Here is a 12,182-nt window from a genome sequence, read left to right as displayed (position 1 = left end):
CCTTACTTATCTGCTGTTATTATACTTTAAATTTACTAGTCATTGCTTGTAGTTCTTCGGCCATCTCAGCTAAATTTTGCGAAGCTGAACTAATTTCTTCCATTGAATTCACTTGTTCTTCTGTTGAAGCAGCAACACTTTGCATACTAGCTGTATTTTCTTCTGCAGCCGCTGCAATTTCATCAATAGCATTTGTCACTTCATTTGCATCTCCAGAAATTCTCTTCGTTGTTTCTACCATTTGATTAACTTGAGAAACAATGTGTGTAGTAGAACTTAAAATTTCCGTAAAACTTACTTTCGTTTTTGTTACAACATCAAGGCCTTGTTGAACTTCCCCATTCACATTATCCATCGCCTTAACAGTATGTTCAATATCAGCCTTAATTTCTGCAATTAAACTTGCAATCTCTCCAGATGATTCTCCTGATTGCTCCGCTAATTTTCTAACTTCATCTGCTACAATAGCAAACCCTCTGCCCTGTTCACCTGCTCTTGCTGCTTCAATAGCCGCATTTAAAGCTAATAAGTTCGTTTGAGTAGCGATGTTTTGAATTGCTTCAGAAATAGCCCCTACCTGCTTTGATTTCTCATCAAGAAGTTTAATAATAGCATCTGACTCGGATACCGATCTAGAAATAGACTGCATTTGTTTTGCTGTTTGTTCAACCAATTCTTCCCCTTCTTCAGCTCTTTCTCTCGCATGTAATGAGGAGATAGAAATTGATTCTGCGCTTCCAGCTACATCTTGAATTGCTGTATTTACTTGTTGTAATGTAGCCGCACCTTCTTCAACACCTTGACTTTGTGATTCAGCCCCACCTGATACTTGTTCCATTGCAATTGTAATTTGATCTGTCGCATCATTTGCTTGTTGTACGCTCGCTGTTAACTCTTCAGCCGATGCAGCGACATGTTCTGCTGAAAAACTAATTTGAGTAATCACATCTTGTAAAGAGGCAGACATTTCATTAAAGGAATTCCCTAATTTCCCTATGTCATCCTTGGAATGGATTGTAATTTTCTCTGTTAAATCTCCCTTACTAATTTTATGTGCCGATTCAGCTATTTTTCTTAATGGTCTTGTAATAGACTTTGTAATGAAATAAATTAATACACTACCAAATACAATAGCGATAGCAATGACAATAAAAGTCTTATAAAAAACTGGATTTGCAGCTTGGGTAATTTCTTCATCAAACATGACTCCAACTACTTTCCAGCCCGTTTTCTCATTTGTTGCAAAGATTAAATTCTTTTTATCATCTTGTTCTGTATAAGAAACATTCCCTTGTTTTTCTTCATAAATTGGTTTAATCCAAGGATCAGTAACTTTTGCACCTGGTTTTCTAGATGGATGACTAACAATTTGCTTATTTTGATCTAAAATAACTGCATAACCTTTTTCCCCTATGTTAATCATTTTGGAGATTTTTAAAATGTTATCTAAATTTAAGTTAATTCCTATAACACCTTTACCATCTTTTACTTCTTTAGCAATTGTCACTACCATATTTTTGGTAGATGCTGATTGATATGGTGCAGTAACAATTACTTTCCCTTTATTTTCATGTGCTTCTTTATACCAATCTCTCTCTATTGGATTATACCCATCAGACATTTGGATAAATGGTTCTCTTATAAACTTTCCTGTCTGCGTTCCAATATAAATACCTTCTACTTCTGGATGAAGTTTTATATATTGCGCTAATTTCGTTCTTACTATTTCTTCTTGTCCGTTTGGATATGTATCCTCTGTTAAAATGTCTGCAAAGTATGCTGCATCAACAAATTTCTCTTCTATATTTTGAGAAATAACAGTATTTAAAATTGAAATGTTTTCCTTTGCTTTACCTGTGATTTGTTGTTCAAAATTTGTTTTGGCAGTTTGATATGAAACACCACCGATAATAACTCCTGGTATAGTTAAAATTAGAAAAAATGAAATGATTAATTTTTTCTTGATACTCATACATTTAACCCAGTTAAATATTTTTTGCATAATAAGCCTCCTTTATGTAATGTGAATACTTGTGTAATTTTATACAAGTAACATATATAAAACAATATATAATGATAACATGTAATTTTTTGTCAATTATGCATTTTTACATATTCACTACTTCTAAAGATGTAATCATAAAAAATAAGAGAACTTCAGCTTATATAATAAGCTGAAGTTCTCTTATTTCGTAATAAAAAACACCTCTTACAATTCCTTACATCTCTTTACTTACTAATTCATTTCGAGCCTTTCACGTAACTAATCGCCTGACTTCCCATTTGCATCCATGCCTTTTCAAAGTTTTCTCTCGGTACTTTCACATCTAAACTTTCACGGAGAGGATCTCGAATATATACAAATTCCTTATCGTATCCAATCAGTACAACACAATGTTCATTATACGTAATAGAAACATCTCCACTATTTGTTTCCCATGTAGTAAATTCAGCTTCATCTAGTGGCGCAAATGTTGCATTTGTAATCATGACTACCGGTTGTCCTAATTTTACACTCTTATAAAGTTCTTCTATACTCTTCCCTGTTAAGTCTACAGCTTTGTTAGGTAAATACTTTTTCGCTAATTGAAAAAGTGGTCCATGATATACACCATATCCTGATTCAGAAAAGGTATAAATATTTCCTACAAATCCTTCATTCGGATTCCCACGTACACCATCGTTCATAAAATCAACTTTCTTTATTTCATTTGCTAATTTCATCTTATCCACTGTCATGCCTGCGTATTGTAACATCATCGCTAAGCTCGTTACTTCGCATCCTCTATCCAGCTCTGGTAATTGCTGAATTAAGGGTACATTTGATAAGATAACCTTTTCATCATTATTACTAATTCCGCTTTGTATATTGAAGAATGTTAACTTCTCCACATACTTTGTAATTCCATTTGTATATACATTCCATACTGCTATAGCTAGTAAAGCCATACATATATGCCACTTCCATCTCCGTATCACCCTCACGCCCTTTTTAGTTCGTTAAATACGAATAAAACGCGTCAGCATCCGTGCGAATCACCGGTACAAAATTTAGTTCTTTTCCTTTTTCAGGCTGATCTTTTTTTATTTTTTCGGCTAATTCTTGAACGTTCATATTCGTTTTATCCATATTAAGCTCATCTGCCATTTGTAATACTTTTTGTTCATTAATTTCTTTTAATACTTGATATATATCTTTACCATACAAATCAATATGATATTTTTTGGCTTCTTCCTGTACTTTTTGCTCATACACTTCTTGTGCTAACGTTTCTATCTCTTTTCCTTTTTGGGAAATCCCTAACTTCTCTGCTTCCTCTCTTACTTTCGCTCCATAGATTTCTTCCTCAATGTCCTCTATTTCTTTTCCATTTGTCGAAATGCCTAATTTATCCCCTTCATCGTTAATTTTAATCGTATTAATTTGATTAATTAAATTTACAATCGTTGTATTCTCTATAGATATGCCTAGCTTTAACGCTTCTTGCTTTATTTTCGTTTCATAGATTTCTTCTGAAAGAGTTCCAACGTCTTTTCCTTCAATCGAAATTCCTAACTGTTCTGCTTCCCTTCCTACTTCCGTCTCATGGATTTCTTTTTCTAGCGTAATTTGTTCTTTCCCTGCCGTTTCAATCCCTAAATTCTCCGCCTTTTCTTCTGTATGCACAGCATGTATCTTTCCATTGTTTAATTGTTCTTTGCTGCGCTGCTTATAATCTGTCTTTCCTTTTGATGTTTCAGAAGGAGAGGCACCCCCTAATATACTTAAACTCATTACTCCAATAGTGAATACCATCATCATTTTCTTTTTCAAAATTAATTCCTCCCTCTTACACTTTCTTTCCCATCATTCCCTATACATAATCGAAATAACATTATGATCGATATAATCTGTTCAAATACCTTTTTATAATCACTTCTTTATAGGGCGAACTTTCTGTATATAATACATGTTACAAATAGTTTCTTAACTTTCCCTTAAAAAAAGACGACCTTGTAAAAACAAGATCGTCTTCTCACTTATATTCTTTGATTTTTAGGGAAAATCACCTCAAAACAAGTACCCTCTCCCCATTTGCTCTCTACTAATATTTTTCCGTAATGTTTTTCTACAATCCAATTTGCGATGGAAAGACCTAATCCAGCTCCTTCTGACGTACTTCTTGCTTTATCTCCTTGATAAAAACGATCAAATAATTTCGGAATATCTTCTTCTTTCACTCCTATCCCGTCATCTTTCACCTGTATACGAATTGAACTACTCGTTTGCGTGCAATCGATTTGAATCTGTCCGCCTCCGTTCGTATACTTCATCGCATTATCTAACAGTATGACTATCATTTGATGAATCCGCTCTCTATCCCCCATAAAAGATACGCCACGTTCTACTTTTAGTATCATTTCTTTTTCTTGATAAGAAGCAATCTCTTTATATGGAGCTACTATTTCTTCTAACAATTTATCAAGTTCAAATGTTTTCTTATCCATCTCAATTTGATTAGAATCAGAACGTGCTAGCAATAATAAATTACTAACAAGTTTTGATAACCGCCTACATTCTTTTGAAATTGTAGAAATATCCATCGCTTTTTCTTCTATCGTAGCGGATGGTGACTGGAATAAAACATCCGTTTTTGATTGAATAACTGCAAGCGGTGTCCTTAGTTCATGTGATGCATCAGAAACGAATTGCTGCTGTTTTTCCCATGAATTTTGAATGGGTACGAGTGCCCTACCAGCTAGGAAAAAGCCGATACCGATTGCACATACACTTCCTATGCTACAGCCTATAACGAGAATTAAAAATAAGGTATTTAACATGCCTTCTTCCGCTGTTATATCTCGTACGATTTGAACTATCTCTCCATTTTTTTGAAAGGAGAATGTTCTAAAATATCGTCCTTGTACTTCAATATCTTGCAAAGTCTCTAACTTTTTGGGCGAAAACCTTTCCAAATTCTCTTCAAAAATAGCACGGAATTTACGGTTATCACCCACTATTTCCACTGTTTCCCCCTTCCAGGTTATTTCAGTTACCCGGGGATCTCCAATTTGAATATTCTCCATACGTTTTCTTGGTGGTACTTTAACATCTAATTTTCCTCTATACTGAGCTATCATTTTTATAGATTGATCTACTTCATTATAAATACGCTTATACGTGTACGAATAAATAATACTGCCTAATACGCCTATCAAAATGATAAATACTAACGAATTTATTATAGTCAATCGAATGCGCGTCTTCTGAAACATACTTCCCTTTTTCATTGTTCTTTTAATATGTATCCAATACCTCGAACGGTTTGAATATCTTTCTGATAACCGAATGGCTCTAATTTTTTACGTAAATGATGTACATATACTTCTACAATTGCTGCTGTCGTATCTGAATCAAATCCCCAGACGCGATCAAAAATTTGTTCACGCATTAAAATCTTTCCGCTATTTTGAATGAGATACTCTAGTAGCTCATATTGTTTTAACGTTAGCTTCATACTTTGTCCATCTACTTGAACATCTTTATCTTTTCCGAACAGTTCAATCCCTTTATAGCGAATGGTCTGCTTTGTTGTTAAACTACCACTTCGTCGTAACAATGCACGAATTCTTGCTTTTAATTCTGGAGCCTGAAACGGCTTAACAATATAGTCATCTCCACCAAAGTCCAACCCTTTCACTCGGTCTTCTAACGAATCTCTCGCTGTTAAAAACAGGACTGGCGTTTCAATCTTTTCATTACGTATTTTTTGAATCACTTCAAATCCATCCATCTCTGGCATCATCACATCAAGCAAAATCGCATCATAAATGTTTTGCAGTGCTAAAAATAACCCATCTTCTCCATTTAAAGCTGTATCCACTTCAAATTCATCACGCAAAATTTGTACGATAGACTCTAATAACGAAGCATTATCTTCTACTACAAGTAAGCGCATATTCTCACCTTCCACCATATCGTTCGATTCTATTTATAATTACATTTTAACGTTTTTTTGATATAAAATTTGAAAGACTTATTATAAAAACTCTTCCTTAAATTTTGCTTAATAAAAAGTTGAAAGAAATAAGATTCTCCTTATCTCTTTCAACTTTTTATTACGTACACCTTTTTACTTGGCAATTCTAAACAATTTAGCTGGCCACCATATACGGCACCGCCATCAATCCCTATAATACGATTATTACCAAAATACACGCCGCAATCCTCACTACCATGAAGCGTTTTTGTTTCCGTATGACCAAATACAACAACCTTTTCGCCGCTATATCCATTATGAAACTCATTACGGATCCACATTAACGTATATGGTTCACATTCAGAAACTTGTTTCAATGGCTCAACACCAGCATGTACAAATATATACTCTTCTGTTTCAATGTAATGATCTAATTTTTGAATAAACTTTACATGTTCTTCTAAAACATGCGATTGTAAAATCGGTTTTTGGAAGTCTTTCTCATTAACCGCAATATCTTCTTCTACAAATCCATAGCTGTATAAAGTCTTATCTCCACCATTCCTTTTTACCCAATGGTTCCATGAACGTTCCTCATCAGTCGTTAATGCCTTAATCATCATATCTTCATGATTGCCCTTTAAAACGAAGGCCCCCTCTTCTTTCAATTCTTTTACCCTTTCAATTACAGCACGCGCATTTGGACCACGATCTACATAATCTCCTAGTAAAATTAGTTGATCCTGTTTTGCATCGTATTGAGCTTCTTCCAATAACTGTTCGAACTTTTCTATTTCTCCATGAATATCACTAATAACAAGAATTCTTTTCATATTATCCCCTTCTTTCTAAACCACTCTCTTTCTAATTATAGTTCAAAACGGCAGAAATTTCTGAACTCATATTCAAAATCACTTTTATTACAAACAAAGCGATTATCCTTACAACAATGTAAGTCTCTTGTCATTCAATTCGATAGTTGCAATTGCTATATTTTCTTATACTAAAAGTAAGAAATGAAACAAAAAACAAGGAGAGATGAGAAATGAAAAAAGTGATGGAAGTTATGGTAGCAGTAGCAGAGGTTTTCGTAAATGGCAAACAAGTTGCAATGGATTTAAACAAATAATGAAAAGGGAAAGATTCATTCTAGACCCTTTACTCATATAAAAGAGATAAGACTTCTTCATTTTTTTGATTCCTTATCTCCTTGTAAAGAAAACCGCATCCTGAAAAAGGATGCGGTTTTCTTTTATTTTTGACTCGTACGAGCTGAAATACTAATTGCTCTATCAGTTGCTTTTGCAGCTTCATCTAACGCTTCTTTACTATTCTTTCCGTCATACATTGCTTCTAATGCTTTTACCACTGCATCTCGTGATTCTGGGAATACACTAATTAATGCTCCTTGAGTTGCTGGAGATTGCTTCGTCGCTTGTAATTGTTCCACTGTTACTTTTAGCTGTGGATATTTTTCATATTGCTCTTTTACTAATGGTTCATTGTATGCATCTGGATTAATAGAGAAATAGCCTGTTGCAGTATGCCATTTTGCTTGTACGTCTGGCTTCGTTAAATATTTCATAAAGTCCCAAGCACCTTGTTGCGTTTCTTCTGAAACCATATTCGTCATCCATAATGATGCTCCGCCAATAACAACACCATTTTGTTTCGAATCCTCTGGATATGGAATATATGACACGCCTACATTAAACTTAGATGCATCAATTAAGTCGCGAACACCAGCTGAAGAATCTAAATACATAGCAACTTGTCCAGATTGGAACGCGGCACGAATATCATCCCAACTTGCTCCATACTTTCCAAGTGCGCCAGCTTTATTTAAATCATCTAACATTCCAAATACTTTTTGTCCTTCTTTACCGTTAAATACCGCCTTCTTTGCAGCATCTTTACGACCGTTTTCGTTATCTACATATAAAGCACCTTGTGTCGCTAACAATTCTTCAAAGAACCAACCGTAGTTAAGCATGGAGAATCCATATTGTTTTACATTTCCGCCTTCTTTAATCGTTAACTTTTTCGCTGCTTCTTGTAATTCCGCATACGTTTTCGGAGCCTTCTCTGGATCTAAGCCCGCCTTTGCGAAAGCATCTTTATTATAAATTAATACTGGTGTAGATGAATTAAATGGCATAGAATACATTTTTCCATCAACTGAATAATAATTTGTAATTGCTTTTTCCAATTTTGAAGTATCATACTTGTCCTTTTTTATCCAACTATCAATTGGCGTAATCTTTTTGCTATCAATCATATATTTTGTTGTAATTTCACTCGACTGAACAAGAGCTGGCGCTTCTTTCGTAGCAGACATCGTTCTAAATTTCGTTAAAGACTCTTCATATGTCCCTTGGAACTCTGCCTTTATCTCGTATTTATTTTGTGACTTATTATAGTCTGCAACAAGCCCATCTAGTACGCCTTGTGTTTTTCCACCCATCGCATGCCAAAAACGAATTACAGTTTTATCACCATTTTTTTCAACTGGTGCTACTTTTGCCTGCGCTTCAGGTTTTCCCTCTGTTTTACTATTTGAACAAGCTGCACTAGATAATGCCATTGTTGCTACTATTAATAGAGCAGCACCTTTTTTAACTAAACTCATTTTAATCTCACCTTCTCTTAGTTATTTAATTGCACCTTTTGTTAATCCTTGTTGTAATTGCTTTTGCCCTACAAATAGTAAAATCAGTGTTGGAATGACAATAACCGTAACACCGGCCATTACGCTTCCCCAATCAGTTGCAACTTCTTGAGACTGAAGCTGCTTTACACCAATTTGAACTGTTCTTACTTTTTCATCAGTGGTCACTAAGAGTGGCCATAAGTACATATTCCATGTTGTTAAAAAACTATATACTCCAAGCGTAATAAAACTCGTTTTACAATACGGAATTACGACGCTAAATAAAAATCTTACATTTCCAATCCCTTCAATAAAGGCTGCTTCTTTCAGTTCATTCGGAAGCGTCATAAAATGTTGACGTAACAAGAAAATACCGAAAGCTGTTGCAAAAAACGGCACTGTCATCCCAGCAAAGCTATTGATCCAACCGAAGTTTTGAATCGTTAAAAAGTTCGGTACCATCGTTGCTTCCCACGGAATAAGCATCGTTGAAATAAACAGGAAGAAAATAAGGTTTCTTCCTTTAAACTGTAGAAAGACAAAAGCATAAGCCGCTAAGCTTGATACGATAAGTTGTCCAATCATAACGACTGTCGATACAACTAAACTGTTGTACAAGTATGTCAAAAGCGGTACTTTTTGAAAAATATTAATAAAATTATCGAAAGTAAATTGGTTCGGAAATAGCCTTCTCATTTGAATATCGTCTGGTGTCATAAAGCTTATTAAAAATGCATAGAGTACAGGAAAAAACACCATTACTGCACTAATAATGAGCAGCATGTATAATAGGAAATTTTGTTTCCACTGTTTAACGATCATTTATAATGCACCTTTCTCTCAGCAAACTTGAATTGAAGTAATGTAGCAATGAAAATGAAAACAAATAATATCATCGCTTGTGCACTTGCTGTTCCAAATTGATGATTCACAAACGCCTCTTTATAAATCGAATATACAATTAAATTCGTTGCATCATTTGGTCCACCGTGCGTTAAAATGTCAATTTGTCCAAAGCTTTGGAACGCACTAATTAACGTTACTGTCACGATAAAGAATAAAGTTGGTGATAGCATCGGTAATGTAACACGGCGAAGCTTATATAAATAGCTAGCGCCATCTATAGATGCACTCTCATATAAAGACGTATCAATATTTTGTAAACCACCTAATATAACTAAAAATGCAAATCCTGTATTCACCCAAACCGTTGTAACCGATACAGAGAACAATGCCCAATCTGGACTCGTTAACCATGCGATTGCAGGTAGATTCATAGAAGCTAATATATTATTAAATAACCCGACACTTGGATGAAATAAAAATAGCCAAATCACCGCACTAGCAGCTACTGATATTCCCATAGTGGAAGAAAATAACACACGGAATAACCCAATACCTCTTACTTTTCCATTTGCAATCAATGCAAGAAATAAAGCGAATATAATACTCGTAGGCACTGTATATACAACAAATAATAAAGTTGACTTTATGCTTTTGTAGAAAGCAGGATCAGAAAATAAGTATTGATAATTTTCTAAGCCAACAAAAAGATTAGCTTCTCCGTGTATATCTGTTAAATAAAAGCTATAGTAAATCGTCCTAAATAATGGATAAAAAAGAAAAATCGAAAATAGCAAAATAGATGGCGCCAAAAATAATAATCCTATTCTTAAATCTTTCGTTTTACTCCATAAATTCTTCTTTTTTGACACTTTTGTTTGTGCTGGTAACTTGCCTACCTCAATCATTATTTCGCCACCACTTTCAACTCTTCTTCAGCTACCACTTTTAATCGTTCATTCGTATTTTGGTGAAAGAAGCATAACTTATCTTGCGAGAATAATAATTTTACTTTGTCACCTTTTTTCAGGAGTAGCTGTCCAATGACTTTTGCACTCCAAGTTATTCCATTTACCGCGAAATTTAATATAGATTCGTTCCCTAATACTTCTACAGATTGTAACGTGACTTCTTGCCCTTCCTCAGACAGTTCAATATGTTCAGGACGCATGCCTATTCGAATTGTTCCTTCTGGTAATTGCTTTAACAGTCCATTAGATAATGGAATTTGCAATTGCCCTATATGTAATACGCCTTTTTCTTTGTCCATTTCTCCATCATTTATATTCATCGAAGGAGACCCTATAAAGCTTGCAACAAATTCATTCGCTGGTTCGTTATATATATCAAGCGGTGTTCCAACTTGCTGTATGCTTCCTTTATTTAAAACCATGATACGATCTCCCATAGTCATCGCTTCTATTTGATCGTGAGTAACGTAAATCATTGTAATTCCTAACCGTTGCTGAATTTCTCTAATTTCAATCCTCATTTGCGCACGTAATTTCGCATCTAAATTCGAAAGTGGTTCATCCATTAAACAAATTGGTGCTTGACTCACGATCGCCCTAGCAAGCGCAACACGCTGTCTTTGTCCCCCTGATAATTGTCCTGGCTTCATTTTTACATACTCTTTCAGTCCTACCATTTCAATTGCTTCCATTAATCGCTTTTGTCGCTCTTCTTTTTGTACTTTTCTTACCTTAAGTCCGAATAAAATGTTTTCTTCTACAGATAAGTGTGGATATAGCGCATAATTTTGAAATACCATTGATAGATTACGGTCTTTCGGCTCTAAATCATTTGCAACATGTTCATTAATAATTAAATCCCCCGAAGAAATCTCTTCTAAGCCAGCAATCATTCGTAATAGTGTACTTTTCCCACATCCTGAAGGTCCAACTAAAACAAAAAACTCGCCCTTTTTAATGTGAACCGATACACCTTTAACCGCTGTCTCTTCCGCATTTTTATACACCTTTGAAACATTTTTCAATTCAATCACAAGATTGCACTCCTTTTTTCTTCGTGTATCCATACTTCATAATGACTCGTTGAAATTGCACTTGCTCCTGCACGAATAGCAATTTCCGCATCTTCTCGTGTTTGAATCAGTCCGCCTGCAATAATAGGAAATTCTATTTCCTCTGCTAACTGCTTAATAATGGAAGGCATAATACCAGGCATAATCTCTACCGCATTCGGTTTAGTCGTTTTACAATTCTCAATTGATTTTGTAAGAGATAAAGTATCAACAATAAAAATGCGTTGAATCGTTTTTAATCCAATTTTATTAGCATTTCGAATTGTCGAACCTTTTGTTGAAATAATACCCTGCGCCCCGATAACATCTTGAATATACAAAAGAGCTTCCTCTGTATTTGTATTTAAACCTTGTATAAAATCACAATGAAGAAATACATCATGTCCATGCTTCTGTAATTCATATACACGCTCTGGTAACTCCAGCATTGAACCCGTCATAAGAAAAACTGTTTTCGGTAATTTTTTGTATGTGTTGTATCCCTTCCAATCCTTTATCATCGCAATATAAGGTTCTTTAAACATTTATTCCACCTAGCTTTTCTGTTTTTATCCAAACTAAAAACACCTACTTACATAGAACACCTTTCTCCTTATTTGAACTCTAGGGAATAGAGCACACCTAAGAAAGTGGCACGTTATATGTAAGCGGGTGTTCTCAAATGTTCTCTACCCTAGTTATTTTG

The 12,182-nt window shown here is 34.7% G+C and carries 11 protein-coding genes; all 11 read right to left on the bottom strand.

The genetic code is table 11. The annotated features are described in order from the left end of the window. Nucleotides 1-19: 19 nt before the first annotated feature. The 11 genes from ATN06_RS03020 to ATN06_RS02970 all read right to left on the bottom strand — a co-directional run bounded on the left by ATN06_RS03020 (nt 20) and on the right by ATN06_RS02970 (nt 12,021). Complete coding sequence (locus ATN06_RS03020) at nt 20-1,861, bottom strand: methyl-accepting chemotaxis protein (protein WP_420480578.1); 1,842 nt, start codon at nt 1,859-1,861, stop codon at nt 20-22. A 380-nt stretch (nt 1,862-2,241) separates the two neighbouring features. Next, nucleotides 2,242-2,979, bottom strand: coding sequence for a C39 family peptidase (locus ATN06_RS03015; protein ID WP_060629478.1), 738 nt, complete (start codon nt 2,977-2,979; stop codon nt 2,242-2,244). 13 nt (nt 2,980-2,992) lie between these two features. Then, nucleotides 2,993-3,814 carry a hypothetical protein gene (locus tag ATN06_RS03010; RefSeq protein ID WP_060629477.1) on the bottom strand — a complete coding sequence of 274 codons (822 nt, stop codon included), beginning with the start codon at nt 3,812-3,814 and terminating at the stop codon, nt 2,993-2,995. 206 nt (nt 3,815-4,020) lie between these two features. Beyond that, complete coding sequence (locus ATN06_RS03005) at nt 4,021-5,256, bottom strand: sensor histidine kinase (RefSeq protein WP_060629476.1); 1,236 nt, start codon at nt 5,254-5,256, stop codon at nt 4,021-4,023. 11 nt (nt 5,257-5,267) lie between these two features. Beyond that, nucleotides 5,268-5,939 (bottom strand): response regulator transcription factor, encoded by a 672-nt coding sequence (locus ATN06_RS03000; protein WP_060629475.1) that lies wholly within the window; start codon nt 5,937-5,939, stop codon nt 5,268-5,270. 149 nt (nt 5,940-6,088) lie between these two features. Continuing rightward, nucleotides 6,089-6,793 (bottom strand): metallophosphoesterase family protein, encoded by a 705-nt coding sequence (locus tag ATN06_RS02995; protein WP_060629474.1) that lies wholly within the window; start codon nt 6,791-6,793, stop codon nt 6,089-6,091. A gap of 419 nt (nt 6,794-7,212) precedes the next feature. Beyond that, on the bottom strand, nt 7,213-8,589 hold the full coding sequence (locus ATN06_RS02990) for an ABC transporter substrate-binding protein (protein WP_060629473.1): 1,377 nt from the start codon (nt 8,587-8,589) through the stop codon (nt 7,213-7,215). 21 nt (nt 8,590-8,610) lie between these two features. After that, nucleotides 8,611-9,432 (bottom strand): carbohydrate ABC transporter permease, encoded by an 822-nt coding sequence (locus ATN06_RS02985; protein WP_060629472.1) that lies wholly within the window; start codon nt 9,430-9,432, stop codon nt 8,611-8,613. Continuing rightward, entirely contained in the window at nt 9,429-10,361 is a 933-nt protein-coding gene (locus ATN06_RS02980; protein WP_060629471.1) for a carbohydrate ABC transporter permease, read from the bottom strand. Before ATN06_RS02980 ends, ATN06_RS02985 begins: the two co-directional genes overlap by 4 nt. Continuing rightward, a complete protein-coding gene (locus ATN06_RS02975) occupies nt 10,361-11,458 on the bottom strand; it encodes an ABC transporter ATP-binding protein (RefSeq protein WP_060629470.1) in 1,098 nt (365 codons plus the stop codon). The genes ATN06_RS02980 and ATN06_RS02975 overlap by 1 nt, the downstream gene beginning before the upstream one ends. After that, nucleotides 11,455-12,021, bottom strand: coding sequence for a glycerol-3-phosphate responsive antiterminator (locus tag ATN06_RS02970; protein ID WP_060629469.1), 567 nt, complete (start codon nt 12,019-12,021; stop codon nt 11,455-11,457). The genes ATN06_RS02975 and ATN06_RS02970 overlap by 4 nt, the downstream gene beginning before the upstream one ends. Between the last annotated feature and the right edge of the window lie 161 nt (nt 12,022-12,182).

Origin of the sequence: Bacillus thuringiensis, from assembly GCF_001455345.1 — a bacterium.
Lineage (GTDB): Bacteria > Bacillota > Bacilli > Bacillales > Bacillaceae_G > Bacillus_A > Bacillus_A thuringiensis_N.
Note: the sequence above shows the minus strand (reverse complement) of the source record. Positions and strands in the feature narration are given on the sequence as shown.